Raw genomic sequence first — 26,867 nt, 5'->3', positions numbered from 1 at the left:
AGTCCTGGAAACCCGCTGCTGTACGGCATGGGGACGTTCTCGGCCGGGAGATCGCGACCGGTGCCGGCCTCCTGACCCGACCGATGGGCACGACCTCGAAGGGAGGAAGTGGGCTTCGCCCGGCCGGTGCCGTGGCCGAGGGCACCACGTCCAGCATGACGAGTGTTCCGGGGACCGAGCCCGCTCTCGGCCGGCGTACCTGGCTCGGTATCGGCGCGGGGCTGGTGATCCTCGTCGGCTCGGTGCTCATGTGGGTGCCGGGCCTCTTCCACGCGGAGGTGGCCGTCGATCCGATCACCAGGTTCCTGCTCGCGGTGGCCGTCATCCTGATGGCCAGCCACCTCTTCGGCGAGCTGATGCGCAGGGTGGGGCAGCCGCCCGTACTGGGGGAGATCCTCGGCGGGCTGCTGCTGGGTCCCTCGGCACTCGGTCAGGTATGGCCGGAGGCGGTGAGCTGGCTCTTCCCCGCCGACGTGCTCGACAGTCTCAACAAGGCCGCGCAACTCGGTCTTGTCATCTTCATGTTCCTGCTCGGCTGTGAGCTGCGGACCGACAGGATCGAGCGCCCGCGTACCGTCACCGCCGCGGTACTCGGCGGCATGGGCCTGCCCCTCGCCGCCGGCGTCGGCGTCGCGCTGGCCGCCGGGCCGATGCTGGCCGGTACCGCGGTGTCGACGTTGACGTACTGCCTTTTCTTCGGGCTCGCGCTCGCCATCACCGCGTTGCCGGTGCTCGCCAGGATCCTCGTCGACCTCAAGCTCGACGGCACCGGCGTCGGCGCGCTGTCGCTGTCGTCCGCGGCGATCGGGGACGGGGTGGCCTGGTTGCTGCTCACCCTGATCCTCGCCGGTACCGGCAGCGGAGGTGCCGGGCAGGTGTCCAAGACAGCGGGTCTGGCCGTGGCGCTGGTGCTCGTCACCTACCTGTGCGTCCGGCCGGCGCTCGCCGCGCTGGTGGCGCGGATGGAGTCCGAGCGGCTCCTGACCGTGGTGCTCGTGATCGGCGCGACCGGGTTCTCCGCGCTGACCCAGATGATCAATCTGCATCCGCTGATCGGCGCCTTCCTGTTCGGTGTCGCCGTGCCGCGCAACTCGTCGGCCACCGCCCGGATCAGCCACCAGCTGCAGGGATTCACACTCATGATCCTGCTTCCGCTCTTCTTCGCCGGGGTCGGGCTGAACACCGCGATCGGGCTTCTCGGCGCGGACCTCGGCCACTGGCTGGTCGCCGCGGGCATCCTGGTGCTGGCGCAGGTGACGAAGGTCGTCGGCGCGGGCGGTGCGGCCTGGCTCGCCGGGCTGCCCCGAGGGCAGGCGCTTCAACTCGGCGTGCTGATGAACTGCCGAGGTGTCACCGAGCTCGTGATCGCCACCATCGGGCTCCAGTACGGCATCATCAGCCAACTCGGCTTCACGATCCTGGTGCTGACCGCCGTCGTCACCACCGCGCTCACCGGATGGTTCATGCGTCGCATGGCAGGTCGTGAGCCGTCGCTCCGAGCCCGGCCGCGGGCCACAGCCGCTGGGGCCTCCGCCTCTCCTGGAGCTCGCCGGTTCCGCCGGAGAGGTGGCGGGTCGTGATCCCCCGGGCGGTGGCCGGGCAGGTGGGGGGTTGCCCGCGCAGGGCGCGCCTGATCTCCTCGGCGCCGCCGGCGGCGTCGTCGACGGTCACGACGAACTCGCCGCCCCCGCGTAGCGCCACCAGGAGCCCTTCGCCCTTGCGTATCACGATGGCGTGCCGGCTGATGCTGCGCAGCCGCCAACCCCAGCCCCACTCCTGCGGATCGATCTCGATCTTCTCCGCGGTCTCGATCCGGCTGAGCGGGATGCGCCGGATGAGACCGAACGGGATGTGGCCCCGGACCGAGAGCGTCTTTCCGTCGAAGGAGGCGACGATCCCGCCCCACAGATGCAGCGTGGTCAGCGACAGGAGGGCCGGTACGGCCATCCAGTACGTACCGGCGATCGTGAGCACGACCATGATGCAGGTGGCCGTGAACGTCTTCCACACCAGGTCGGGATTGCGGGACTGACCGATCCACACCATACGCCCCTGCCGGGAGCGGGCCCGGCCGACGACCGGCTCGGCCGGCAGGTCGGCGGCCTCACGCGGGCCCCGCCGCAGCGGATGCACGGCGATCGCGCCGAACACGAAGACCAGCGCTCCACCGGCAAGCGTGACGATCTCCGAGACCGGCGACGTGGTGGCCTCTCGCCAGGTCGGGGCGTCCAGGTTGGCGCCCACCGTGCCCAGTAGCACGGCGAGCCCCAGCGCGGTGGGCAGGGCCACGGCGCTGCCCGCGGCGGCCCTGCGCCCGAGCGAGCCCGCGGGCCGCAGGTAGGCGAGCAGAGCCAGGATCGACCACGCGCTCGCGCCGACTATCAGGATGTCCCGGATCAGCGGTTGCAGCGGGGCTGACTCATCGGGGTGTCCATCGGTAAAGTGGGCGGCCACCGGGTCGGGCAGACGCTCGCTGAGGAGGAAGGGGACCGCCAGCGTCAAGACGAACACGCTAAGAGGAGCGAGCACCACAATGAGTAAGAAACGTATTGATGCTCGCCTATCTTCCTCCTGGAATTTCATGTTTCCCCCACTATTATAACATTTGTCCAAAAAGCAGACAAATGACACTATCTTGATCAGTCCGAGATGGTGTCATAACTTGTGTTGTTTCGGAAAGCATGTAACACAAGATTCATCAGAGCACTCTCCGTGACGCCTGCTCGTCGCGCTTCGACGACGAGGCTCACGAGCGCTCTGTCCAGGCGCCGGTCTCCACTTCGCGTCCCGGAGGCGATGACCACGGTTCCCCTGCCGCGGCGTACCTCGACCATGCCCTCGTCGCGGAGTAGCGCGTAAGCGCGCAGCACCGTGTGCAGGTTCACCTGCAGGCTCGCCGCCAGAGTCTTGGCGGGAGGCAGGTGGTCACCGGGTTGCAACGTTCCTGTGATTAGCTCGCGCCGCAGGCCCTGGGCGATCTGGTCAAAAAGAGGGACCGCGGAGTTAGGGTCGATGTTCAGCTGCATAAGGTCTCAAGGTTGGGCGCCTCCGCCGTAGGCAAAAAGGTGGTATGGCGTCTGGTCAGACTATCGGCCCCTTTACTGCTTGTTATAGAAATTATAGGATAACTTCCGTCTTGCCTGATACGGGTTGTTACGGGGTGCCAATGCAGCATAGACAGCTATCTATAGGGCTATTGTGCGCTATAAGTCTTCTGAGCGCCTCCAGTGCGCTGGGGGCCACAGAGGTCAGACGTTATGACGGGGAAGCCCTGTTCCAGGGACTTTTCCTGGGGCAGGGTCAGGTGGCGGAAATGTATCCGGACCTGCGTGCCCCATCCTCGACCGGATCCTGGCCCGCAGCCAGGGCGGGGCAGCTGGTCGCCCAGATAAAGCGCGCCGATCCGGGTTTCTTCACCGCCTTCGAGACCGCGATCACCAGCGGCGACCGGATCCGCATCGAGCAGGCCGCGTCCTCCGCCGGCGCGTTGGCCGCGAAGGTGCCGGTCGGCGACGGCGATCCCGCGTCCGCTCCCAACGTCGCCTACTCCTTCATCGTGGTCGATTCCACGCTGCTCAAGCAGACCAACACCATCTGGAACACCAACCGGATCTGGAGCGTCGTCCCCGAGGGTGGCACCGTTCTGGCCCAGGAACGCTGGGTCGACGACGTGGCGAAGACCCTTGCCCGGTGAACGCCGACGTCAGGCTGGGCGTCTCCACGGTCGCCCTCGGTCTCGGCTGGACCGCCCTGATCCTCTATGTCGTCATCGGCCAACTGCCCAGCGCCGCCCTCCGACTGCCCGCGCAGCGAACGGTGAGCGAGGCGGCACGGCTGGTCGCTCCCCAGGGATGGGCGTTCTTCACCAAGTCCGCCCGCGAACCGAGGGAGACCGTGTGGCGCGCGTCCGCCACCGGAGCGTGGCAGCCCGTCACGCTCGGGCCGCACGCCGAGCCGCACAACCTGTGGGGGTTCGACCGACGCTCCCGCGCCGAGGGGGTCGAACGCGGCATCCTGCTCGCGGCGGTACCCGCCGACCGGTGGCGTGACTGCCGGAGCGAGGTGACCGGATGCCTCGGCCTGCCCGGCGCGGCGGTGCCGGTGCGCAACCCCTCTCCCGATCCGATCCTCTGCGGAACGCTTGAGGTGACACGGCAGAAGCCGCTGCCGTGGGCCTGGGCGGACGCCGCGGCGCACACCCACATGCCGGTCTCGGCGGTGCGATTGGAGGTCGCATGCTGAGTGGACTCGGCGTGAAGGCGCGAGGGATCGCCGAGACGAGCCCATGGACGAACGTGTACGGGCTCGCAAGGACCCTTCTCGCCCTCTGTACCCTGACCACGCTGCTCGCCAGCGAGACCTCCTCGCTTTTCAGGCCCGCGCAGGGCGTTCCCGACTATCCGTACTGTGACGGCGTCGCCGCCTACGGCCTGTTCTGCGTCGTCGACGCCGACCAGGCGCACCTGGTGGCCATCGTGATCCTCGTCGTCGCCGCCTCCGGGTGGCGGCCGCGGTTCACCGCGCTGCCGCACTGGTGGGTGGCCGTGAGCTTCCAGGCGTCCGCGACGATCCCCGACGGCGGGGACCAAGTCGCCGCGGTACTCGCCCTCCTGCTCCTGCCGATCGCACTGACCGACGGACGCGCCTGGCACTGGGGACGCCCCCAGGCCGTCGGTGACCCGGTCGCCTCACTGGTCGCGTGGTCGGCCCTGCTGGTCATCCGTGTCCAGGTCGCGGGCATCTACCTGCAGGCCTCGGTGGCGAAGCTGGGCCGGGAGGAATGGGCGGACGGCACCGCCCTGTACTACTGGCTCAGCGATCCGCTGTTCGGTAGTCCCGGCTGGGCTGCGGGGGTTCTCGAACCACTACGCGTCTCATCGGTCGGCGTCACGCTGCTCACCTGGGGACCGGTGGCGATCGAGTTCGCCCTGGTCATGGGGCTGGTGTCGCGGCGTGCCGTCCGGCCGTACCTGCTGGTGGCCGGTCTCACCCTGCACGCCCTCATCGGGCTGCTCATGGGGCTGGGAAGCTTCGCCCTGGCGATGTTCGCCTGCCTTGTCATGTACCTGAGACCGCTGGATCGGCCGTTCGCGTTCGGGGGCGCGACTCTTCCAATGGCTCTTCCACACCGATTGCGCGTCCTTCCCGGCTCCGTCTGGCAGGCGATGGCACGTGTCGCCCGTCAGCCCAGGGACGCGAGTGTTGCCGAGGCCGGCCTCGGCTTGACCGATACCGACGCACGCCGCTGAACACCTGGCGGCCGGCCAGAAGACGGCCGGCGCCGCGGCACCTATTCGAGCTGCGCACATTCGTGGCCTGGCTCCGCGCACGCGGGGCGATCACGATTCGGCCGTTCACGCCGTGCTGATTCGAAGAGCAGCGATACGGCGAAGGAAGGAAAACGATGAGCGAGCCTCTCGTTCGGGGAAAGAAAGGCGGCGAGAGCCGCGTGACACAGGTCCTGTCTCAGGAGAATGGGATCAACCGCCGTCTCGGGCTCGACCGGACGGTGATACCGAGAAGAACCGGACTGCAGTTTCCGACCCAGATCCCGTTCGCCAACTGGGAGAGCATCGGCCGCCAGCTCTCCCTCATCGCCGACTCCTCCGCGTGGTGGCTGGGCGACTGGCTGGTCTACGGGGAGAAGCAGTACGCCGACCGCTACCGGACGGCCATCGAGCGGACGTCGCTGGACTACCAGACGTTGCGCAACTACGCCTGGGTGGCCCGCCGCTTCGGCCTGCCCCGGCGCAGGGACAAGCTGAGCTTCGCCCACCACGCGGAGGTGGCGGCGCTGAGCGTGCCCGAACAGGATCTGTGGCTACAGCGCGCCGAGCAGCACGCCTGGTCCAGGAACCGCCTGCGCAAGGAGCTCAGGCAGGCGGCCGCCCTGAGAAACGGGGAGGGCGAGGCATCGAGCCCGCCGACGGGCGGCGACGGGGAGGACGGCGAGACCTCGGGCGGCTCCGGGCTCGCCGTGAAGCTGCAGCTGAGCCCGAGCCAGGAACAACTCGAACGCTGGGAGTGCGCCGCGCGCAAGCAGAACTGCGACCTGGTCAACTGGATGGTCCTGGCGCTGGAGAAGTTCGCGCGGGAGGTCACGCAGGAGGGTGCCGGGGTCCTTGGCTAGAGCTCCATCCGGCGTAGCAGCGACCGCTTGGCCGAGCTGAACTCCTCATCGGTGAGCACACCGGAACGGTGTAGATCGCCGAGTTCGGCCAGGCGGCGCACCAGGGCGTCATGCTCCTCCAGCTCGGTCAGACGCTGCCGCCGATCGTCCGGCGGGGTCGGCGGCAGCGCGGGCGGCTCCTCGGCCCGGAGCGACAGCCGGGCCAGCACGGCGGCGGCGACCAGGACGGCCGAGCCGCCGTACCGCTGCATGCTCCAGGCCAGGCAGTGCAGGTCCTTCTCCGCTGCCACGGCGGGGGCGGCGCCCCTGAGACGGAAGCGGAGACGGCCGTAGCCGACGCCGGTCTGCGGAGCCCACTCCACACCCTCCACATCCCGCAGCAGGAACGTCTGCGGGCCTGCCGCCTCCTTGACCGATTTGGCGAACAGGCTCCACTCCAGGCGAATCCGCTCACCGTCGAAGTCCACCGTGCCGTCACCCGCCGAGGCCGACACCGGTACGGCGGGGCCGGGCAGCAGGAACGACTCGCAGGGACCGCTCGGCACCTGCTCCAGCATCAGATGGGTGCGCACCTCGTCGGCGAAGTACTCGGCGGCCCCGGTGCGCCCCTTGGGGACGGCCAGCCGGTACGGGTCGGCGGATCCCGACAGCCGCCCGGTGACCACGTCGGTCAGCGGATCGGCTCCGGGCCGCAGGCGGAGTTGCAGGTTGCCGCCCTTGCGCGAGGGCTCGAACGACGCTCCGGAGATCGCCGCGAGGGGGATCTCCAGCTCGCCGAGCGTCTTGCGCAGTTCGTGGACGTCGCTGTCCCCGCCTGGCACGATCCTGAGGATTTCACTGTCGAACGTCCATGATCCGTCCGGAACGGAGATCTCGGCCATGTCGTCACCCTAGGACATCAGGGAGCGTCGCCGTACGCCCCCGGCAGAGGTCGGTCGCGTCACCACGCATCGACGGCTCACTGGTGCTGGATGGCCCGCAGGACGTTCATCCGCGAGGCCCTCCGGGCCGGCCAGATCGCCGCCACGACACCGATCAGGACGGCGCTGAGCAGGTAGAGCCCGAGCCGGCCGTACGGGATGTCGAGTACCTCGACGCCGTCGGCCGCCATCACCCGCTGCACCGCCCAGCCGAGCGCGGTCCCGAGAGCCAGACCGGCCACGGCACCGAACAGCGACACCATCACCGACTCGTAGCTGATCATGGACCGGGTCTGGCCGCGGCTCATCCCGACGGCTCGGAGCAGCCCGATCTCGCGGGTCCGCTCCATCACCGACAGGCTCAACGTGTTCACGATGCCCAGCGCGGCGATGGCGATCGAGAGCACCAGCAGGACCACGATCAGGTTCAGCACCTGATCGATCTCCTGGCGGGCGTCGGCCCGTACGGCCTCGCGATCCTTCAGCTCGACGTTCGGGTAGGCGCGCAGCGCCGACCGCACGGCCGCGAGGGCCTGCTCCTCGCCACCGTCGTCGAGGTCGACGAACGCCTTCTGGATCAGACCGGCCGGAGCGTGCGCCTGGTAACCGGCCGGGCTCACGACGAAGGACATGCCCAGGACCTCGTTGGCGGCGAAGAGGCCGCTCACCCGCAGGGTCGCGGTGGACCGGTCCGGGTACCGGCCCGTGACGGTGCTGCCCACCTTCCAGCCGCGCTCCGCGGCGAGCGCGCTCTGCACGAGCAGCCCGTCGGCGGCCAGGGTGCCGGTGCCGTCCTCGATCTTCAGGTTGGCCGGACCCGCCAGCGCGACCGGGTCGGCGACCAGGACGGGCACCTGCCCGTCGGCGATTCCCATCGTCCCGTGCCGGACCGCGGTGACGCCGCGCACGCCCGGGACGGCGGCCACCCGGTCCACCGTCTCCTGGCTGAAACCGGTGAGACCGCGCGGGTCCAGGGAGAGGTCGGCGCCGAACTGACGCGCGATCCTCTGGTCGGCGGACGCGCTCATCGAGCCGGCCACCACCGTCGCCACCGAGACGAGCGCGAGCCCGACCATCAGCGCCGACGCCGTGGCCGCGGTACGGCGGGGATCCCGCCGGGCGTTCTCCCGGCTCAGCCGCCCGACCGTGCCGCCGAGCCGGGAGACCGGCCAGCCGAGCAGCGCGATGACCGGCCGGCTCAGGAACGGGCTGAGCATCGTCAGGGCGAGCAACGCCAGCAGACCGCCGCCGATCACCAGGGCCGCGCCCCCCGCCTTCCCGGTCGCCAGGCCCGCGGCCAGCGCTCCCGCGCCCAGCAGCGCCATGACGACGCCGGCGACGAGCCGCAGGGTCATCGAACGGCGGGTGAGCGCCACGTCGTCGCGCATCGCCGCGACCGGCGGGATCTTCGCCGCGCGGCGCGTCGGCAGGTAGGCGGCCAGCAGGGTGACGAGCATGCCGACCGCGTACGCCCAGATCACGGTCGAGAGCCCGACCACCGGCGTGCGCAGCGGAACCTGGGTGCCGCCGGTGAACCGCTCGAACAGCAGCCTGAGCCCGTAGGACAGTCCCACGCCGGCGAGCAGGCCCAGGGTCGAGCCGAGGAAGCCGATCCCGAGTGCCTCGCCGAGAACCGCCCGGGTCACCTGGGCGCGGCTCGCGCCCATCGCCCGGAGCAGTGCGAGCTCCCGGATCCGCTGCACGACCAGCATGGTGAACGTGTTGAGGATGATGAACGATCCGATGAAGACCGCCACCCCGGCGAACACCAGCAGGAACCGGCTGATCAGCTCGAAGAGCGAGCTCAGCTGGGACTTGACCTCCTCGACCTCGTCCGCGCCGGTCTTGGCCTCGTACTGCGCCGGGAGTGCCGCGCCGACCTGCTGGAGAAGCTGCTGCTGCGAGACACCCTCGCGCGGCCGTACGAAGATCGCCGAATACTGCCCGGGGCCGGTCAGCAGGGCCTGCGCGGTCTCCGGGGCGAACATCACGTAGGTGGCGGCACGACCGACCTGGTCGTTGACCGCCCTGAAGACACCGGCGACACGCATGGACTTCGTCGCCCGCGCGGTCACCACGCTGACCGGGTCGCCGACCTTGAGCTGCCCCTCGGCCGCGGTGCGCTCCTCGACGACGACGTCGTCGGCCGCCGAGGGCTCCCGGCCGGAGAGTATCCGCAGGCCCGCGCCCGGTCGCTCCTGGTACGCCGCGCCCAGGTGCGCCGCGCGGTCCTCGCCGACGATTCGCCCGTCCTGGCGGACGAGCGCCGCGTACCCGTCGTACTGTCCCCTGAGTTCCGCGGCGCCGGGCACGCTCTGCTGCAGCGTGCCGACCAGGGAGGCCGGTATCGTGGCCGGTGTCGCGTTCTCACCCTCGGCCGGTTTGGGCCGGACGACCACGGTCGTGGTCTCGGTCCGCCCCGCGAAGATCGGGTCGAAGCTCTGGGTGGCGGTGTCCCGGAAGATCATTGTGCCCGCGACGAAGGAGACCCCGAGCGTCACCGCGAGCACGGAGAGCAGTAGCCGGACCCGGTGCGCCAGGAGATTGCGCAACGTGAGTTTCGCCAGCATCAGATCCGCCCCTGCTTGCCGGGGACCGTGGTGCTCGCCCTCGCGGGTTCGAACCTCTTCAGCCGCTCCAGGACCTTCTCCGCGGTGGGGTTCGGCATCCGGTCGACGACGCGGCCGTCGGACAGGAAGATCACGTGATCGGTGTACGAGGCCGCCACCGGGTCGTGGGTGACCATGACGATGGTCTGGCCGGTCTGCCGCACCGACTTCTGCAGGAAGCCCAGCACCTCGGCGCCGGACCGGGAGTCGAGGTTACCGGTGGGCTCGTCCGCGAAGATGACGTCCGGCTTGCCGGCGAGCGCCCGCGCGCACGCCACCCGCTGCTGCTGGCCGCCGGAGAGCTGGTTCGGACGGTGGTCCAGCCGCTCGCGCAGGCCGGTGGTCTCGATCACGGAGTCCAGCCATTCCTGATCGGGCGTGCGGCCGGCCAGCCGGATCGGCAGGACGATGTTCTCCAGCGCGGTCAGGGTGGGCAGCAGGTTGAAGGACTGGAAGATGAAGCCGATCCGGTCCCGGCGCAGCCGGGTGAGCTGCTTCTCGTTCAGGTCCGTCACGTCCTGGTCGCCGACGAACACCCGCCCGGAGTCCACGCTGTCCAGCCCCGCCATGCAGTGCATGAGGGTGGACTTGCCGGAACCGGACGGCCCCATGATGCCGGCGAACTGGCCGCGCGGGATGTTCAGCGACACGCCGTCGAGGGCCGCCACCGCCGTGTCTCCGGTGCTGTACCGCTTGGAGACGTTCTCCGCGCGGGCGGCGATGGGCTCACCCGTCTCCTCCGCCAGTACCGCCGTCGAGTTCTTCATTTCTGGCTCCTCGGACAGGTGTGTAGTGGTCGTGACAGTTCGTTCATGGCCTCTGCTGATATTCCGGCATTGAATGGGTGGGACGGAGAGCGCGGGGCGTTAGGACGCCGGAGCCCTTTCCGCAGCAATGATCACGACAATCCCGAGAACCGCCAGGATCAAGTTCGCGTAGATCTCGTAACCTTCGAGGAAGGTCACGTTATTGACGACGACGCGGTTGAAGAAGTTGAGCACCGCGCCGAGGATGGGCTGGACGGCGATCTGGTCGATGGCCCCGCTTACGCCTTCGAGGATCATGATGAACCCGATGAGCTGTAAGGATTTACGCACGATTCAACATTAAGGCCGAGCATGGCGGCGGGAATCGGTCGTCGGCATCTCCCGTCTCAACCGAAGTCGCCGATGCGGAGCCTGCTTTCCGACTAAAGTATGAGCCTCATCGACTTTGGTATCACGACCGTCGGCGGGACACCCGAATCGGACCGTCTGCCGTCAGCATTGGATCGTGGCGGAAAAGGCCACAGCACGTTCTACACGGTCCGGTAAACGGCCGGGATCAGGAGCAGCCGAGATGCAGCCACTGAAAATCGAAGGCGCATGGATTGACGACCCGAAAATCCACATCGACGATCGGGGAGGTCTCCACGAATGGTTCCGCGAGGAGGAGTTCCATGCGGTCACCGGACGGCGGTTGCGGCTCTCCCAGGCCAACTGCTCTGTTTCACGCCGGGGCACCCTGCGCGGGATTCACGTCGCCGACGTGCCACCGGGCCAGGCGAAGTACGTCAAGTGCGTGCGAGGGGCGATGCTGGATGTGATCGTGGACATCCGCGTCGGCTCACCGAGGTTCGGCCAGTGGGAGATGGTGCGCTTGGACGACGAGGACCACCGGGGAGTGTTCCTGTCCGAAGGACTGGGGCACGGCCTGCTCGCGCTGACGGACGACGCGACCGTGATCTACCTGTGTTCGGAGGGCTACAACCCGACCAGGGAGCACGGTATCCACCCACTCGATCCCGAACTGGGCATCACCTGGCCGGCGGACGTCGAACCGCTCCTGTCGCCCAAGGACGCCGCGGCGCCCACCCTCGCCGAGGCGCGCGCAGGCGGTCTCCTGCCCTCCTATGAGGAGTGCCTGGCCTTCTACGCCTCGCACGCCCGCGGGTAGGAACTCGCCGGCCCGTCGTGACGGTTCCCGGCCATCGCGCCGGTGCGCCGGCCGGGAACCGTCACCGGGTCTCCGCGGCCCACCACCGATGGGCGGGCGCGCACCTTCTCAGCGGAAGGGCTTCGCCAGCTCGGGGTGGGCCGTGCGCAGCGCGTCCCGCCAGGGGCGGAGCGGCTCAAGGCCCAGCTCCCGCCACCGCGCGTGGCCCAGGATGCTGAAAGCCGGTCGTTTCGCCGGGCGGACGAAGGACTCGGAGGTCGTCCGGCGCACCCGCTCGGGATCGGTGCCGGACAGCCGGAAAACCTCCTGGGCGAGCTCGAACCAGGAGGCCCTCCCGGAGTTGGTGATGTGGAACACCCCCGCCGCGGAGCCGAGCTCGCCGAGCGTGACCAGCCGGTCCGCGAGGTCCGCGGCCCAGGTCGGCTGCCCGAACTGGTCGTCGACCACCTCGACGGTCTCCCGTTCCGCCATGAGACGGAGCATGGTGCTCACGAAGTTCGGCCCGTGGGCGCCGTACAGCCATGCCGTCCGGACGACGGCGGCGGAAGGCAGCGCGTCGAGGACCGCCTTCTCCCCGGCCAGCTTGGTCCGCCCGTACGCGGTCCGCGGCTCGGCCGGGTCGTCCTCGTCGTACGGGACGTCTGCGTCACCGGAGAAGACGTAGTCGGTGGAGACATGGATCAGCCGGGCACCGTGCCGCGCGCAGGCCTCGGCGAGCAGCCGGGGGCCGTCGGCGTTGACCCGGTAGGCCTCTCGCTCCTGTTTCTCGGCGTCGTCCACCGCCGTCCAGGCGGCGCAGTTGACCACGACCCGCGGGGCGAGCGTCTGGAAGGCCGACTCGACCTGGTCTCGGTGGCAGATGTCCAGGTCCCGGCGGGTTCGCGCGGCGACGTCGTACCCTCGTCCGCGCGCCAGCGCGACCACCTCGTGCCCGAGCATGCCTGTCGACCCCGTGACGAGCCAAGTCATGGCGCCCTCTTCCTGAGCGATCGACCGCGCAAGTGTCTCCCGGTATCGCGGATCTGATCATTCTAAATGTCGATCTGATCAATGACGTTCGCTGTCGCGACGTGCCGTCCTCCGCCGTCGTACCCGCCGCGATGCCGGGTGATGACGGCGCGCGGCGCGCCGCACCGCGTACACGCGAGCAACCACCGAGCAAACATAGGGCCTTTGAGCATTATCCACCATCGCCCGGCACGGGTTCCTGATCCGGCGAATCACTGGATCAGGCCTCGTGAGAGGGGTTCCGAACAGGTGAGGGCGGGACGCCTGCGGCGAGGTGGTCACCCCCGCCGCAGGCGCGGTCCTCAGCGCGCACCGGCAGGCGAGACGCCGTGGCCGGTCGCCGGGAGACAAGGGTTAGAAGGCGGTGGATCCGCAGGTGAAGGTGGCGCAGGAAAGGTAATCCAGGCAGGTGATGCGACCACACGGATACAGGCTGCTTTCCGCGGCGGCGGGGAGCAGGTCCAGGGCCTTGATGTCGAGTTCCATAAGAGGTGTCCTTTCGTTCATGGAAGACACCGCGGGTACCGCGGCGGCCTTCATCCCGCCGGTCCGGCCGGTGGGAGCCTGTGATGCGATCAGCGGCTCGCTGCTCAACGAGCATCTCTCCTCGGCTGTCAGATCCGAGCGCGGCCTCATCGGCGCATAAAGGTCGGGGTTACCGCTTGGATCGTGATGACATGCCAAGACGAGGACCCCGCCGACGGTAGTCCGCGAGTCTTATAGGTCGCTTAACTCTTCTTTTCGCTGGCTTACGGCCGGAACTGAATCGCCCCGGTTTCGAGGGAACCGCCGTGACCGTGTTCACGGGCCGTACTCACGCCGAGTCTCCCCGCCGTGAGTGTGCGATCGATCTTCGAGGCCAAGCGGTTCGTCAGATCCAGCCGTGCTTGGCGGCGATGCGCGCTGCCTCGTGCCTGTTCGCAGCGCCGAGCTTTGCGATGGCCGCGGCAAGGTAGTTGCGCACCGTCCCCGGCGACAGGGACACCCGCTGCGCGATCTCATCCACGGGCGCACCGTCGCGCGCGAGCGCGAGGACGTCGGCTTCGCGCGGAGTCAGGGGCGAGTCACCCGCACCGATCGCCTCGGCTGCGAGTTCCGGATCCACGTGCCGCCCGCCCGCGGCGATCTTCCTGATGACTTGTGCGAGATTGCGCGATGAGGTGGTTTTCGGGAGGAATCCGCGGGCGCCTGCTGAGAGCGCGGATTTCAGGTACCCGGGTCGGCCGTGGGAGGTCACGATGATGCTGCGGCACTCCGGCAACTGGTTCGTGAGCCGCCGGGCGACCTCGATGCCGTCGGGTGAAGGCATCTGCAGATCGAGCAGAGCCACGTCGGGGCGCAGGCGCAGCGCGGCCTTCAGCGCTTCGTCGCCCGAGGCGACCTGGCCGACGACTTCGAAGTCGTCCTCGAGTTCGAGCAGACCCGCGATCGCTTCGCGGATCAGATGTTCGTCGTCGGCGATCAGGATGCGGATCATTCGCGTTCTCTCGGTAGGGGGACGGCGGCTTCCAGCAGGAACCAGTTCCCGTCCCGTCGGGTCTCGGCGCGCCCTCCGATCGCGTGGATCCGGTCGAACATCGCCCGAAGTCCTGTGCCGACGTCCGTGGTGGATTGGGCGGGCCCGCTGTCGCTGACTCCGTCGTTCGCGATCGTGAGAAGGACCTCGTCGGCGTCGATCGTTGTGGTGAGTGTCACCTGTGTCGCCGAGGAATGACGTAGGACGTTCGTGATGCCTTCACGGACGACCCACGCAAGCGCCTCTGCGCAGGGCGCTGGTACGGCTTCGCCGGTGACCGTGCAGGTGATGCCGGCCGAACCCAGGAGTGCGCGGGCGCCGGAGACCTCGTTCTCCCACGTCGTCTGGAAGTCGCCTCGGACGACCCTGCGGACCTCCGTGCCCGCCTCGTCGGCCAGCCGTCGAACCTCCCTCAGCTCCGCGGCCGCGCGGTCGTCGCGGCCGCGGCGGATGAGCTCGGAGGCGAGCTCGCTCTTCACGGCGATCGCGGTGAGCGTGCGGCCGAACACGTCATGGAGGTCGCGGGAGATGCGCAGGCGTTCCTCTGCGAGGGTGAGCGCGGCACGATCCCGGTGCGCGTCCTGCAGTTCGCGGAGGACGCTCAGCATCCACACGCTGGACCAGCAGATCCACAGGACGGCGCTGACCAGCGTCATGCAGACCACGAGCAACGCGATCTGGAAGACGGCCACGAGGGGCACGGCGAGCACGAGGATCGCGACGTTGAGAAGTAGCGTGCGGCGGGCGTTGAGGATGGGGACGATGCTCGCGGCCGCGGAGGCGATCGCAGTGGCCGCCGCCACCCACAGGGCCGGTATGGGGAGGACGACGGCCCCCGCCAGGACGACGGTCCCCGCCAGGACGGCGGCGAGCAGGAGCAGCCACGTGACGACGAGAGCGATCGGGAGGCGCTTGCCGCGTCCTTCGAGGGAGTTGAAGCTCCATCGGCTGACCGCGATGTTGCAACACACCAGTGCCACCGTGGCGACGGCCACGGCGCTCACCACGGCGACGTTCTCCCTGGTGATCGGCTGGGCGCTGACGAGGCCGCCGAGAGTGGAGATCGGGGTGGAGACGACGACGTACGTCGACCAGCGCACGTAGCTCTCGAACCGGCGTGCGCTCACCACTGGCCACTCCCCCATGCCTCTCATTGTGCTGCTGAAGCCTTGAGCGAGGGTGAATTCGTAGGCGCGGGCCCGGCGTGGCGCTCGCGCAGCCACACGATCACTGTGATGACGACGAGGAGGACACGGGGGATGAGCATGATGATCGAATTGGAGAATCGGGGAGATCATGAGTCATGTCTCCACACTCCCGTCGCGCGGGTTCGCTCCCCAGTGTCGTCCGTAATGACTTCGTCGGCGTTCCGCACGACTTACGCATGACAAATGTCATGCGGCGGCGGGCCACTTCGTCTCCGTCAGGGCGTGCGGGTGCTCGCATCAGACCACCCGGCACCCCTGCTCGTATGGCAAATGTCATGCCCATGCCGTGCGGATCGCACACGAACTCATGAGCGACGGCACTGCTGCCGCAACGAGGCCCGGAGGATGGTGGAAGCATGCACCAAGACAGCTTCAACTCCCCGGCATTCGACCCAGGTACCCTTCCGCCCGACACCGCGCCGACCGTCCTCTACGACGCGTCGCGGGACCGCCGTGGTCCGCGGCCGGTTCCGCCGGGCGTTCCCTACCACCTCGTGCTGGCCGGTGAGAAGCGCCGTATCGGACGCGGCATTCTGGCGCTCGTGCTGCTCCTCGTCGGGCTGTTCGGCTTCGGCGGTGTCTTCGCCGTCCTCGGCTCCGCCATCGACGAGGCGCTGGGCAGGGTCAACCCGATCGCGGGCGGTACGGAGTTCACGCCGATCTTCCACGCCGCGAACCTCATCTCGATCGCGCTGATGATCCCATGGAGCATGTTCATCCAGCGCTGGCTGTACGGGGTGAAGGGGGCGTCGCTGCATTCCGTGCTGTCGGTGTTCCGGCCCGCCGTGTTCGGTCGTGCGGTGCTGACGCTCGTGCCGATCTGGGTGCTCTACATGACCGTCTTCTTCCTCCTCTCGCCCTACACGGAAGGATCGTGGCGATTCTCCGACCTGGTCGCCGTGTTCGTCATCACGCTCCTGCTGACGCCTCTGCAGGGGGCGGGCGAGGAGTACGGCTACCGTGGGCTGGCGTTCCGGGTGGCTGCGAGCTGGGGCCGCGGGCCCCGGACGGCGATGGTCCTCGGCCTGGTCGTGTCGAGCATCCTGTTCGCGGCCATCCACCTGTCCACCGACCCGTGGCTGAACCTCTACTACCTCACCCTCGGCGTCACCTTCGGTCTGATGACGTGGCGGACGGGCGGTCTGGAGACGGCGGTCGTCATCCACGCGGCCAACAATACGCTCGCGTACCTGCTAGGGATCGTCACGCACGCCGACCCCCTCGCGGGCTCCGATCGCTCGGCGGGGGCCGGGTCGATCGTGATGCTCATTCCCTGCGTCCTGCTTGTCGCGATCACCGCCGTCATCTGGGCGCGTACGCGACGGACCGGTCCGCCCCTGACGCCGGGGAACATTCCGTCCGCCCGGTGATCGTGGAGCGCGACGTCCGCGCCGCGGGGATCACCGGGACGCTTCGGATGATCGTCCCCGACTGGGACACCATGGGCATGGCATGGGTGGAGTTCCAGGGCATCTGCCATGGCAACAGCCTCGGGTCCGGAGGGGACGCCCAATGGGTGCTCCGGGACGTGGCCGACGCCACCCAGGATGTGGTCGTGGAGGCGACGTGGAAGATGTGGCCCGCCTGCCCGGTGCACGATCGGGGCCTGCGCGCCGAACTGGAGAACGAGATCGCTGTATGGCGTTGCACGGGGGGTGGGACGCACACTGTCGCGCCAGTGGGTGAACTGCTGCCCAAACGGTGTTAGCGGTCTTTGGTCAGCCGACTTGCCCCAACCTCTAACGGATTAAAAGAGGAGGGCTTCCTATCCGGCGTGTGGTGCCGTGACCTGAAGTTTCGCGCCGCATCGAGTATGACGGGCCGAGATCGTTCCGCGCATGTTCCGGATCTTCATGAGCCAAGGGTGTCAGTGGTAAGGATAGATATGGTCGGTGGATCCGATCAGAGCCGGACCGGCGAAACGGGCGGAAGACAGGTGGACACCCGTGGCACGTTCGGCAAGGGCCAGAGCGCTGCAGACAGGATCGTCGGAGAAATCGATCTGGTCACCGTCGATGTCCACGCCGAGATCCTCGACATCCGCATGGAGCCGGTCGGGGTCGGACCCCTCCCTCAAGGAATAGGCGTACAGGCTGAACGTGGTGATCTGCCGGCCGTCGACGCAGTAGGTGAAGCCCTCGTTGTTGATGGTCATGAACACCGAGGCCGCGGTCGTGCCCACAGACAGGAGGTGGGCCTTGTCGTAGACGGTTCTCGCCCAGCCGTATTCGATCAGGACGGTTCCGCCGCTGGCCGCGTAGGCTGCGACGCCCTGTCCTGACTCGCTCAGAGAGCCAGGGGTGACGTGGATCCGCCGCAGTGCTTCCCGAGGGGACAGGTCCCGCACGAAGCCGGCGCAGAGCCAGGTCTCGTCGGTGTCGTCGGTGAACTCATCGCAGAGCCATTCATAGGTCGCTGCCGTGGCGCCGCCCATTCATCTGCCTTCCGTGGAAGCCGTATCGCGGTGATCATGGCAGAGGGGGCCGACAACTTCGCTCGTTGTCCATGCGCTGTCAGCGCCGGGGCCCTGAGATCCGGACATGGCCGCAATGAATAAACAATGGGATGACTTCCGGATGAAGTACCCCGGTCGTGGGGTCAATGTCAGAGAGAAGTGCATGAGGGAGGACGGGGGGACAGGCGTGAAGGCGCCCTGGAGGTGTGGTCCATTGACGTACAATCCCGCTTGATCATTCGCGGGTTATTCTGAGACGGTGAGCCAAGATGAGGATGCGCTATCGCGCCAGTGTGGCGATCATCCTGATAGCCGCAGGGGCCCTGTTCACTGTGCACGTTCAAACGAACGGGACCCCCAAGGACGTCTCCGGCAGCTCCGAGCATGGTGGCCGCCGAGGTGAGGACGTCACCCCCTCGCCGACCGCGTCACACAGAAAACCCTGCGAGACCCCCGCAGCCGAGCACGACGTCTGCGCGAGCGGGAAGCCCCGACGATTTGAGCGGGAAGCCTTCATGGCGGACTGCGTGGCCGCCGATGTCGTCGGGCTCTGGCCGAACACGTGCGCCGAGGCGGCGGAGCCGGTGGCGGAGACGTATTCAACATGCCGATCCGCTCGGAAGACATTGCTGCAGTGCGAGAATTCCGCCGTGTACACGGCGTGCGTCTATCGTGGAGGTGGAGCAATCTGCGGAGATTCCGAGCCTGTTTATCAGGCATGTCGCACTCGTGATGGCACGGACATCCCGCGTAGCGTTTGCATCGAGGGCACCATCGAATACCGAAAGTGCCGGCACGGATGGGGGGTCACCGTGAGCGGCGATGTCTGTGTGCCGGCCACGGCCGCCTACGAGAATTGCAGGACACATTCATCCGTTACTGCTTGCCAACACGTGCGAGATGAGTACGCACGAATTCATTACCGTTGAACCCTTTCATCTCCTTGTGCCTGCCGATAATGTCATCCGCGCAGGTCATCCAGCTTGCCCGGCTCCTCCAGGCTTGTGTCCGCTTCGGGCTCTGGAAGATCGTGGATCTCAACGTACGCCGGTGAGATCGGCTCGGCGGAGTCCTCCACGAATATCGACATGCCGCTTGAACTGCATGGATGTAGTTTTCGGCAGGCGCAATGCCACCACCCCGAACCACCCCCGCCGGGGACATCCCCGCGTGCGCGGGGTCGACCAGATGCCGACCGTACTGGATCTTGTGCACGCCGATGAGCCGGTTCTGCTCAGTGCAGCCCGTCGAGGAACTCCTCGACCACCGAGCGGAAACGCGCCGGCTCCTCGATGTGCGGCATGTGGCTGGACTCCTTGAACACCACCCAGCGCGAATCGCGGATCCGTTCGGCGAAGGGCTGGACGGTCGCCGGAGTCGCCTCGTCGTGACGGCCGCTGATCACGAGAGTGGGAGCGGCGATGGCGGGGAGGCGATCGACGATGCTCCAGTTTCGCAGCGAGCCGATCACGTGGAACTCAGCCGGCCCGTTCATGGTGTGGTAAACGGTCGGGTCGGCGTCGATCGCCGCCAGTGTGGCTTCGAGCTCCTCCGGCCAGGGATCCAGCCGGCACACGTGGCGCCGGTAGAACACCCGCATCGCCTCGACGTACTCCTCGCGATCGGTTGTGCCCGCGGCCTCGTGCCGGAGCAGTGCGGCCTGGACATCGGCGGGCAACGCCGCTCGGAGCTCGGCCGCGGCGTCCGACCACAGCCGCATCGACGCCGGCGAGTTGGCGAGGATCAGCCCTCGGAGTCCGGCCGGCCGTCGTACGGCGTGCTCCGCGGCCAGCATCCCGCCCCAGGACTGCCCGAACAGCACGTAGTCCTCCGCGATGCAGAGCCCGTTGAGCAGCGCGTCGAGCTCGTCGAGGAAGCGTTGCACCGTCCACGAGCCAGGCTCGGCACCGGGCAGACGCGTCGACCGCCCGTTACCCAGCTGGTCGTAGTGCACGACGGCCCGGCCCGGCCCGGCGAGCTCGGTGAGCGAGAGCAGATAGTCGTGCGTCGCGCCCGGGCCGCCATGGAGCGTGACCAGCGGCGGTCGGTCGCCGATGGAGCCCGTGACGCGATACCAGCTCCGCTGCTCCCCGACCTCGATGAAGCCCTCTTTCGTAGGCTCGGCGTAGACCATGCCCATCCTTTCGCTTCCTGTGCTCCTGTCGATGTGTGTCGTCTGCTTGCTGCCGTCCTCCGCTGGCAGTTCGGCCACGTAGGCCCGGCATCAGTCTCACCACTGCGGCGGGTGCCGCTCAGGCCAGCCGATCGCCTCCTCGAGCCGGGCGGCCAGGCCGAGGAGCAGCCGTTCGTCGCCGTGGCGTGCACCCGTGAGCTGCACGCCGACCGGCAGGCCATCCGGCGTGACGTGGATCGGCAGCGAGACGGCCGACAGCCCGCTCGTGTTCTGCAGCGGTGTGTACGCCGACCACCGCAGCATGCGCAGCACGGCCGGCTCGGAGCCACCTGTGTGGAAGTAGCCGAGGGGTACCGCCGGTCCGTTCGACACCGGGGTGAGCGCGAGGTCGAACGGACGCAGTCCGGCGATGAGGCTGCTCGAAAGCGCCGCGAGGGCCGTGATGGACCGCACGAAGTCGGCAGCGGACAGGCGGTCGCCACGCTCAAGCATCCAGCGGGTGTCCTCCTGCAGCGCCGAGGTGGCCGACGGCGGCAGCCCGGTGAGCATGCTCGACACGACGCCGGCGATGTAGTCGAAGAGTGCGTCCACGCCGGACGGGTCCCATGGCGCCGGGTTCGCGACCTCGATGAGCTCGTGACCGAGTTCGTCGAGCAACGCGGCGGTTCGCTCGACGGCGAGCACGGTCTCGGGGTGCGGCTCGTCGAGACCGCTGTCCGTCCAGACGGCGACTCTCAAGGACCTGCGCGGTGGCTGCGCGGTCGCGGCGAGGAACGATCGCCCGGCGCGCTGCGGCACCTCGTGGAGGCCGGTCGTGTGCTCGACCGCCATGACGTCGAGCAGCAGCGCGGCGTCGGCGACCGTCCTCGCGAGCGGGCCATCGGTACTGAAGGCGAAGAAGGAATGGGCGGGGGCGGCACTCACGACTCCTCGCCCGGGCTTGATCCCGACGAGTCCGCAGACGGCCGCCGGGGTGCGGATGGAACCCGCACCGTCGCTGCCGTGTCCCACGGGCACGAGCCCGGCTGCGACTGCGCTCGCCGCACCGCCGCTCGACCCGCTCGCGGAACGGCCGAGGTCGTACGGGGTCACCGCGGCGCGGCCGACGACGGCGGTCTCGGTGTAGCAGGGGATACCGAACTCCGGAGCGTGCGTCGTCCCGAGCGTCACCGAGCCCGCCGCGCGGATGAGACCGACGGCCGCCGCATCGATGTCGGCCGTCTGCGTCGGGATCGCCATGCTTCCGTTCGTCACGGGGACTCCGGCGATCGGCTGCAGATCCTTGAAGGCGATCGGCAGTCCGAGGAGCGGCCGATCCGGTCGTGGTCCGTCGGCGAGCAGCCGGTCCGCTTCGGCGGCCTCCCGGAGTGCGAGCTCCGGCGTCGTGACGACGAAGGCGCCGAGCGGGCCGGCCAGGCGATCGATGCGATCGAGGTAGTGCTCTGCGAGCTCGACGGCGCTGATCGTGCGATCGGCCAGGGCTGCGCACTGCTCGACGGCGGTCAGTTCGTGGAGGGCGGTCATCGTTGAGTTCCGTTCGTCATTGGGTGGCCGTCCAGTGCTGCGACTGCTGTGCGGCGAGCTGCGTCAGATCGCCGAGGGCGACGTTGTAGTCGACCACGTGCAGCCCGAGCTCCGAGGTGCTGCTGCCAGCGGGGAAGAGGGCGGCGCCTCCTGTGACCTGCAGCCAGCTCGCCGTCCCCGAGCCGTCCGACTGCACCCGGCACTGCCCGGTGAGTGTGTCCGGGTAGCGGACGAAGCCGGTTGGCCGGTTCTGCAGTGTGAAGCCGGAGAGCACCAGCGAGAGGTGCCCGTTCGGCAGCACGACGGTGCCCTCGAGGAGCTGGTTCGTCGGCAGGTAGGCGTCCAGTGGCAGAGCGGCATCCGAGGCAGAGCCGGCGAGGAGGGCGGCAGGGTTCACGCAAAGGATGCGATGGTCCGGGGCGGTGTTGCGGCCGAAGAGCGCGTCGGGCGCTGGTGCCTGGCCATCCGGGCTCGCGTAGCTCGAGTAGGCGACGATACAACCGGTGGGCATCGGTGCGCTCGTCGAACTGCGCTCGCAGGGCGGTAGATCCTGGAAGGTCGAGGCGGGATCGGGTGCGGGCGCGGCACCAGGTCCGTTGGCGACCTGCACGTTCCCGCCCAGCAGGTAGGCCGCGACGAGCTGCTCGCGTTCCGCCGTGTCGCCGTCGAAGCGCTGCTGCAGCAGGGTGATCAGGTCGGCGGAGCCCTGGGAGTGCCCAAGTAGGATCACGCCTCGACGCTCGTGCGTGACGGGGTCGGTGTTGAAATGGTCCCAGTAATCGGTCCAGGCGTTCGCGATGTCCATCGCCCCGGTGGAGTAATCGGTGGAAGTGCCGGTCAACACGCCGACGGCCAGGTTCAGTAGGGGTGCTTGCCGATAGACGGGCACGAACATGCGGCACAGCCTGGAGAAGCGAGCCACCTGTGTGAGTGTGACCGCGAGGTGCGTGTCGTTCGCGACCGGCGGAAGTGATCCAAGCTGCAGGAGAGGGTTCGGCGTCAGGTCCACCGTCGGGTAGACAGAGAAGCAGTCCACCGCGGGTACGGCGGGGGCGGTGAAGGGCTCGACGGAGACGGCTCCTGCGGTGGTGATCGTCGTCGCGTCGAGCGTCACGTCGTGGCCGCTGCCGAGGTATCGCTGTGTGAACGGCGTCCCGGCGGTGCCGCGCTGCGGGTTGCCGGAGAGGTCCTGGTTGCAGGGGTTCGCAGCGACCCCGGGGCGGCACAACCAGACGGTGCTCGCCAGCGGCAGCGCGGCGGAGCTCGATGCGGACGAGTTCGCCGAGGCCGCTGCGGGTGCCGGGACGATGCCGGCGCCGAGGAGGGTGAGCAGAGACAGCGCCGAGGCGACTCGCCCTCGGAGCCCCGTCCGTGATCCGGGCGTGCGTGCGACCGCGCTCATCGGACGCCTCGGATCGGCTGGATCGCGAGCGCCCCGAGCATGCTGAAGGCGGCCGCGCCGATGAAGAGTGACGTGTAGTTGCCTCCGGAGCCCGTGCCGGTCCCGATGGCCAGGAAGATCGGGGCGATCGCCGGTGCCACCATCTGCGGGACCGCGTTGGCGATGTTGAAGACGCCGAGGTCCTTCGCGGCGGTCGCTCCTCCGTTCGGGAGGACCTGGGCTACGAGCGCGAGGTCGACCGCTAGATACGCGCCGAGCGCGAGTCCGCCGATGACCATGCCGACGAGGAACGTGCCCCAACTGCCGGCCGTGGCGATGACGATCATGGCCACGCCGTACACGGCGGCTGAGCCGAGCACGAACACCTTCCGGCGGCGGAGCCGGTCGGACAGCCATCCGCAGCCGATCGAGCTGACGACCACGGTCGCGGTGAGCACAAGCGTCGACTGCAGGACGAGCGAGGGGATCTGCGCTGTCTCGACGCCGAGCTGATCGGAGAGGTAGTACACCTGATAGGTCTGCAGGATCGCGAAGCCGGTAATCATGAGGAACCGGCCGAGCCAGGCCCAGGCGAAGTTGCGGTGACGGATTGGGTCGACCCAGAAGCTGCGGGCGAAGGCGCGCAGGTCGTAGCGCCGGCGGTCCGCGGAGTCGAGGCGACGATCGCGCAGCACCACGGCCAGGACGATCACGGTTGCTGCCGCCAGCGCGCCGGGGAAGAGGAACATGAGCGCGACCGAGCTGCCGACGGACTGCACGAGGAAGACACCGGCGACCACGCCGACCGCCTGACACATGCCGACGAGCCCGGAGACCTTGCCGCGCTGGAGATCGGGGACGTGGTCGATCAGCAGGGCGGCGAGGGCTGCGTTGAGGGCGCTGAACCCGGCCTGGGTGATGCACCAGCCGACCAGCATCACCGGGATCGTCGCCGCGGTCGCGAGGAGGCAGAGCCCAGCCAGACCGACGACCAGTCCGCCCAGCAGCCAGGGGCGGCGCATGCCCCAGCGGGAGGTGGTCCGGTCGCTGAGCTGACCGAAGAACGGGCCCGACAGCAGGGCGACGACCGCCGCGACGCCGAGCACGAGGGAGAGACTGCCCGCCGCATTGTCCGGATCGATCTGCTTGATGCGGATCGCGAGGGTCACGGAGAGGGGAGTGAGGGTCGCGACGGCGACGCCGAGCACGGCGGCCACGAAGGCTGCGATGAAGCCGGTGCTCGCTGCCGGGGGACTGGAGGGCGGGGTGGGATCCGCCGCCGTCGTGATCTGGTCGTCAGCGTTCGTTGCCATCTCTGAACCGCCTTCTGCGGTGGTGCCCTGGTCGATGAGGACGAACCTTACTAACAGCTCAGTAAGTTTGACTAGGCCGAAACTGACAGACCACTAACTTTGGCGTATGATCGCCCCGTGGCCTCGAAACCGGCACCCGAGAGCGATCGACAGGTCTCGCCGTCGCCTCGCGGCGTGCGGCGACGCGAGCAGATCGTGGACGTGGCGCTCACCCTGTTCGCGAGCAGTGGCTATCGCGGAACCGGGATGACCGAGGTCGCCTCGCAGGTAGGGATCACCGAGCCAGGGGTGCTCTACCATTTCGGCACGAAAGTAGGCCTCCTGCACGCCGTGATCGAGCAGCGTGCGAAGCTCAGTCAAGCCTTCGCTCGTGACGTCGCCGAGCAGGGCGGACTCGCGGGCATCCGCGAGATCGTCGCCCTCGCGCACCGCAGCGCCCGCGAACCCGACCTGATCAAGCTCTTCGCCGTACTGCTGGCCGAGAACTTCGAGGACGACGGCCCGGCCCACGACTTCTTCGTGGAGCACTACCGGGCCCTCCGGGTGAGCGTCGTCGAGCTCATCGAGGCCGGTCAGCGGCGCGGTGAGCTTCGCGCGGACGTCGATCCGGCGCTCAAGGCCGTCGAGATCCTCGGCACCCTCGACGGCATGGCCAACCAGTGGCTGCTCGACCCGGAGGCCGTCGACTTCGTGGCATGCGTCGAGGCCTATGTCGCGACGCTCGAGCGGGATTTGGCACTCGCGCCCTCGTCGTGATGTGACTGCGGATGATCACCTGACCGTCGTCGAGCAGATGCTTGACCGGCCGGATGTCCGGCAGGGCCTGGTAGGTGAACGCGAGCCTCCCCTTAAAAAGTCGTTTCAGGCTGAGGCCCGCAAGATGATGCAGGCCAGGGCATGCAGCCCTTGATCCAGATCAGTTCGGCCATGCCGGCATAGATCGACGCCCTGTCCGCGTCCTTGCTTGGTGACATCGCGAGGAGGACAGGTGGATCCAGGATTTGAGGCGGACTTCCGGGAGTTCGTCATCGATCGATCAGGGGCGCTGTTCCGTACCGCGTACTTGCTGACCGGTGACCGGCACGCCGCCGAGGACCTGGTGCAGTCGGCGCTGGCGAAGACCGCCGCGAAGTGGCGCGGCCTGCGCGATCCCGCGTCCATCGAGGGTTATGTCCGCCGTGTCATGTACCACGAGCAGGTGAGCTGGTGGCGGCGCCGTTCCCGTGCCGCGGAAGTGCCCACTGGATGGCTGCCCGACCAGATCGGCGATGGGCACGCCGAGATGGTGGATCTTCGCCTGGTGATGCGCGCGGCTCTTGCCCGGCTGACACCCCGGCAGCGGACCATGCTCGTGCTGCGCTACTTCGAAGACCTGTCCGAGACCGAGATCGCCCGGCTGCTCGGTGTCAGGGTGGGGTCGGTGCGCAGCCAGATTTACCGGTCGTTGGAGCGCCTGAAGAAGGCGGCGCCTGAACTGAGCACCGTAAGGGAGTTCGGATGAACATCGAGGATCTGCTGCGCGAGACTCTTTCCGACATGGCCCATGAGGAGCAGCCACCCCCACCGGGCCGGTTCTTCCAGGTCAACCGGAGTCGATCCCGTCGCCGCGGCCTCGCGCTGGCGGCGGCGGCAGCCGTCACCGTGCTGGCGGTCGGATCCGCGCTCGCGGTCCAGGGCCTGTCCTCGCGGACGGCGGCCCCCGGGGTTCTCACCGGGCAGGGCTCCGGCGAGACGCGTGCGGAGACCCGGAACACCGTGACGGTGAACGAAGGACTGCGGCTCTCCAGTGTCTTGAAGGATCTGTCGATCGCCACCGGCAAGCCGCTGAAGGAGTTCGAGCGGGCCGCCAAGGACGGTGAGGCGCTCGGCCTTCCCGCCTACGCCAAGGGCGCGCTGGAAGGATTCGCCTCCCCCGCGACCTATGAGGTCTCGCCCACGTCGAGCCCGGAAGAGATCCTCGCCGCGATGGTGACACGCTTCAGGCGCGTCGCCGAGGACACCAACCTGGTGGAAGGCGCCAAGCGTGTCGGCCGTACGCCACTGGAGATCATGACCATCGCCGGCATCGTCCAGGCCGAGTCGATCAACAAGCGCGACATGCCCAAGATCGCGCGGGTTATCTACAACCGGCTGAACCGCACGCCCGAGATGAGGCTGCAGATGGACAGCACGGTCCTGTACGGCCTGAACAAGTTCGGCAGCAGGGCTTCGCACGAAGATCTCCAGAGCCGGACGCCGTACAACACCTACGCGCGCCTCGGCCTGCCGCCCGGTCCCATCTGCAACCCAGGCGCGGACGCCATCGAGGCCGCCCTGAACCCGGCCGCCGGCCGCTGGCTGTGGTTCGTGGCGACCGACCCGAAGAAGGGCGTCACGAAGTTCGCCGACTCCGAATCCGAGTTCCTCAAGCTGGTCGAGGAGTTCAACAAGAACCGCAGGACCGGGTGATGGAGCGGCGCTCCGCAGTCCTCGGTTCACCGATGGGGCCCTCGTACCTTCATTGGGTCGCGACGACGCTTGGTCTGCGCGGCTGCCGCTGCATCCGTCGCGTCGCCAACGCCGTTCAGGGCGGCGTGGCTCGGTGCGGTGGGTTGCATGGGGAGTGGGTGCTGGGTGCGGCGCGCGGCCCTGAGTCCCGCCGCCGTTCGGGCGGCGGGCCGTGCGGCGGCGCGTCGCGCCGCCGCCTTGAATAACCCATAAGAACAATTCGGCAGTGATCGCGGTACGACAAATG

The 26,867-nt window shown here is 68.4% G+C and carries 28 protein-coding genes; 12 read left to right on the top strand and 16 right to left on the bottom strand.

Annotated features, from left to right (window positions below; translation table 11 throughout):
* Positions 1-1,580 (top strand): cation:proton antiporter (locus tag ABT130_RS30155; protein ID WP_350960952.1); only part of this gene is annotated, 1,580 nt, incomplete at its 5' end.
* Here the strand turns inward: ABT130_RS30155 and ABT130_RS30150 are convergent.
* Both ABT130_RS30150 and ABT130_RS30145 read right to left on the bottom strand, forming a co-directional pair.
* Entirely contained in the window at positions 1,462-2,502 is a 1,041-nt protein-coding gene (locus ABT130_RS30150; protein WP_350960950.1) for a hypothetical protein, read from the bottom strand. The genes ABT130_RS30155 and ABT130_RS30150 overlap by 119 nt on opposite strands.
* 137 nt (positions 2,503-2,639) lie before the next feature.
* Positions 2,640-3,026 (bottom strand): GntR family transcriptional regulator, encoded by a 387-nt coding sequence (locus ABT130_RS30145; protein ID WP_350960947.1) that lies wholly within the window; start codon positions 3,024-3,026, stop codon positions 2,640-2,642.
* Between the two features lie 44 nt (positions 3,027-3,070).
* On the opposite strand from ABT130_RS30145, the gene ABT130_RS47825 reads away from it, so the two are divergent.
* The 4 genes from ABT130_RS47825 to ABT130_RS30125 all read left to right on the top strand — a co-directional run bounded on the left by ABT130_RS47825 (position 3,071) and on the right by ABT130_RS30125 (position 6,130).
* Entirely contained in the window at positions 3,071-3,694 is a 624-nt protein-coding gene (locus ABT130_RS47825; protein ID WP_502992228.1) for a sporulation delaying protein family toxin, read from the top strand.
* Entirely contained in the window at positions 3,691-4,242 is a 552-nt protein-coding gene (locus ABT130_RS30135) for an SdpA family antimicrobial peptide system protein (protein WP_350960941.1), read from the top strand. Before ABT130_RS47825 ends, ABT130_RS30135 begins: the two co-directional genes overlap by 4 nt.
* Positions 4,236-5,249: a sporulation-delaying protein SdpB family protein gene (locus ABT130_RS30130; protein ID WP_350960938.1), complete on the top strand. Its 1,014-nt coding sequence runs from the start codon at positions 4,236-4,238 to the stop codon at positions 5,247-5,249. Before ABT130_RS30135 ends, ABT130_RS30130 begins: the two co-directional genes overlap by 7 nt.
* Before the next feature lie 155 nt (positions 5,250-5,404).
* Entirely contained in the window at positions 5,405-6,130 is a 726-nt protein-coding gene (locus ABT130_RS30125; RefSeq protein ID WP_350960935.1) for an LmbU family transcriptional regulator, read from the top strand.
* Here the strand turns inward: ABT130_RS30125 and ABT130_RS30120 are convergent.
* The 4 genes from ABT130_RS30120 to ABT130_RS30105 all read right to left on the bottom strand — a co-directional run bounded on the left by ABT130_RS30120 (position 6,127) and on the right by ABT130_RS30105 (position 10,756).
* On the bottom strand, positions 6,127-7,011 hold the full coding sequence (locus ABT130_RS30120; RefSeq protein ID WP_350960934.1) for a DUF4429 domain-containing protein: 885 nt from the start codon (positions 7,009-7,011) through the stop codon (positions 6,127-6,129). The two genes, ABT130_RS30125 and ABT130_RS30120, sit on opposite strands and share 4 nt — an antisense overlap.
* Positions 7,012-7,088: 77 nt before the next feature.
* The gene (locus ABT130_RS30115; RefSeq protein ID WP_350960932.1) at positions 7,089-9,620 is read right to left on the bottom strand and encodes an ABC transporter permease; all 2,532 of its coding nucleotides are present in this window, start codon (positions 9,618-9,620) and stop codon (positions 7,089-7,091) included.
* The gene (locus ABT130_RS30110) at positions 9,620-10,426 is read right to left on the bottom strand and encodes an ABC transporter ATP-binding protein (protein ID WP_350960929.1); all 807 of its coding nucleotides are present in this window, start codon (positions 10,424-10,426) and stop codon (positions 9,620-9,622) included. Before ABT130_RS30110 ends, ABT130_RS30115 begins: the two co-directional genes overlap by 1 nt.
* 99 nt (positions 10,427-10,525) lie before the next feature.
* Entirely contained in the window at positions 10,526-10,756 is a 231-nt protein-coding gene (locus tag ABT130_RS30105) for a hypothetical protein (RefSeq protein WP_350960926.1), read from the bottom strand.
* A gap of 241 nt (positions 10,757-10,997) precedes the next feature.
* Between ABT130_RS30105 and ABT130_RS30100 the strand changes: the two genes are divergently transcribed.
* Positions 10,998-11,594: a dTDP-4-dehydrorhamnose 3,5-epimerase family protein gene (locus tag ABT130_RS30100; protein ID WP_350927635.1), complete on the top strand. Its 597-nt coding sequence runs from the start codon at positions 10,998-11,000 to the stop codon at positions 11,592-11,594.
* 108 nt (positions 11,595-11,702) lie between these two features.
* Here the strand turns inward: ABT130_RS30100 and rfbD are convergent, their stop codons facing one another.
* Positions 11,703-12,563 (bottom strand): dTDP-4-dehydrorhamnose reductase, encoded by an 861-nt coding sequence (rfbD, locus tag ABT130_RS30095; protein ID WP_350960924.1) that lies wholly within the window; start codon positions 12,561-12,563, stop codon positions 11,703-11,705.
* Between the two features lie 393 nt (positions 12,564-12,956).
* Positions 12,957-13,088: a hypothetical protein gene (locus tag ABT130_RS30090; protein ID WP_350927639.1), complete on the bottom strand. Its 132-nt coding sequence runs from the start codon at positions 13,086-13,088 to the stop codon at positions 12,957-12,959.
* Positions 13,089-13,107: 19 nt separating this feature from the next.
* Here ABT130_RS30090 and ABT130_RS30085 point away from each other — a divergent pair, with 19 nt between their 5' ends.
* Entirely contained in the window at positions 13,108-13,248 is a 141-nt protein-coding gene (locus ABT130_RS30085; protein ID WP_350960922.1) for a hypothetical protein, read from the top strand.
* 225 nt (positions 13,249-13,473) lie between these two features.
* On the opposite strand, the gene ABT130_RS30080 is transcribed toward ABT130_RS30085, so the two are convergent.
* A complete protein-coding gene (locus ABT130_RS30080; protein ID WP_350960920.1) occupies positions 13,474-14,079 on the bottom strand; it encodes a response regulator transcription factor in 606 nt (201 codons plus the stop codon).
* On the bottom strand, positions 14,076-15,263 hold the full coding sequence (locus tag ABT130_RS30075; RefSeq protein ID WP_350960918.1) for a sensor histidine kinase: 1,188 nt from the start codon (positions 15,261-15,263) through the stop codon (positions 14,076-14,078). The genes ABT130_RS30080 and ABT130_RS30075 overlap by 4 nt, the downstream gene beginning before the upstream one ends.
* 419 nt (positions 15,264-15,682) lie before the next feature.
* On the opposite strand from ABT130_RS30075, the gene ABT130_RS30070 reads away from it, so the two are divergent.
* Positions 15,683-16,696: a CPBP family intramembrane glutamic endopeptidase gene (locus ABT130_RS30070; RefSeq protein WP_350960916.1), complete on the top strand. Its 1,014-nt coding sequence runs from the start codon at positions 15,683-15,685 to the stop codon at positions 16,694-16,696.
* Positions 16,693-17,034, top strand: a complete 342-nt coding sequence (locus ABT130_RS30065; RefSeq protein ID WP_350960913.1) for a hypothetical protein — start codon at positions 16,693-16,695, stop codon at positions 17,032-17,034. The genes ABT130_RS30070 and ABT130_RS30065 overlap by 4 nt, the downstream gene beginning before the upstream one ends.
* 159 nt (positions 17,035-17,193) lie before the next feature.
* On the opposite strand, the gene ABT130_RS30060 is transcribed toward ABT130_RS30065, so the two are convergent.
* The 6 genes from ABT130_RS30060 to ABT130_RS30035 form a co-directional block, all read right to left on the bottom strand.
* Positions 17,194-17,760, bottom strand: a complete 567-nt coding sequence (locus ABT130_RS30060; protein ID WP_350960910.1) for a DUF6461 domain-containing protein — start codon at positions 17,758-17,760, stop codon at positions 17,194-17,196.
* A gap of 982 nt (positions 17,761-18,742) precedes the next feature.
* The gene (locus ABT130_RS30055) at positions 18,743-18,871 is read right to left on the bottom strand and encodes a hypothetical protein (RefSeq protein ID WP_350960907.1); all 129 of its coding nucleotides are present in this window, start codon (positions 18,869-18,871) and stop codon (positions 18,743-18,745) included.
* Between the two features lie 144 nt (positions 18,872-19,015).
* Positions 19,016-19,915 (bottom strand): proline iminopeptidase-family hydrolase, encoded by a 900-nt coding sequence (locus tag ABT130_RS30050; protein WP_350960904.1) that lies wholly within the window; start codon positions 19,913-19,915, stop codon positions 19,016-19,018.
* Positions 19,916-20,011: 96 nt separating this feature from the next.
* On the bottom strand, positions 20,012-21,439 hold the full coding sequence (locus ABT130_RS30045) for an amidase (RefSeq protein WP_350927657.1): 1,428 nt from the start codon (positions 21,437-21,439) through the stop codon (positions 20,012-20,014).
* A 16-nt stretch (positions 21,440-21,455) separates the two neighbouring features.
* Positions 21,456-22,841 carry a DUF3089 domain-containing protein gene (locus tag ABT130_RS30040; protein WP_350960902.1) on the bottom strand — a complete coding sequence of 462 codons (1,386 nt, stop codon included), beginning with the start codon at positions 22,839-22,841 and terminating at the stop codon, positions 21,456-21,458.
* Entirely contained in the window at positions 22,838-24,133 is a 1,296-nt protein-coding gene (locus ABT130_RS30035; protein WP_350960899.1) for an MFS transporter, read from the bottom strand. The genes ABT130_RS30040 and ABT130_RS30035 overlap by 4 nt, the downstream gene beginning before the upstream one ends.
* A 117-nt stretch (positions 24,134-24,250) precedes the next feature.
* Between ABT130_RS30035 and ABT130_RS30030 the strand changes: the two genes are divergently transcribed.
* From ABT130_RS30030 to mltG, 3 genes are all read left to right on the top strand, one after another.
* The gene (locus tag ABT130_RS30030) at positions 24,251-24,889 is read left to right on the top strand and encodes a TetR/AcrR family transcriptional regulator (RefSeq protein WP_350960897.1); all 639 of its coding nucleotides are present in this window, start codon (positions 24,251-24,253) and stop codon (positions 24,887-24,889) included.
* A 232-nt stretch (positions 24,890-25,121) separates the two neighbouring features.
* Positions 25,122-25,634 (top strand): SigE family RNA polymerase sigma factor, encoded by a 513-nt coding sequence (locus ABT130_RS30025; RefSeq protein ID WP_350960894.1) that lies wholly within the window; start codon positions 25,122-25,124, stop codon positions 25,632-25,634.
* A complete protein-coding gene (gene mltG, locus ABT130_RS30020) occupies positions 25,631-26,581 on the top strand; it encodes an endolytic transglycosylase MltG (protein ID WP_350960892.1) in 951 nt (316 codons plus the stop codon). Before ABT130_RS30025 ends, mltG begins: the two co-directional genes overlap by 4 nt.
* Positions 26,582-26,867 lie beyond the last annotated feature (286 nt).

This window comes from Streptosporangium sp. NPDC001681 (assembly GCF_040298085.1).
Classification (GTDB): Bacteria; Actinomycetota; Actinomycetes; order Streptosporangiales; family Streptosporangiaceae; genus Streptosporangium.
The sequence above is the reverse complement of the archived record's forward strand: the minus strand, read 5'-3'. Positions and strand labels throughout refer to the sequence as shown.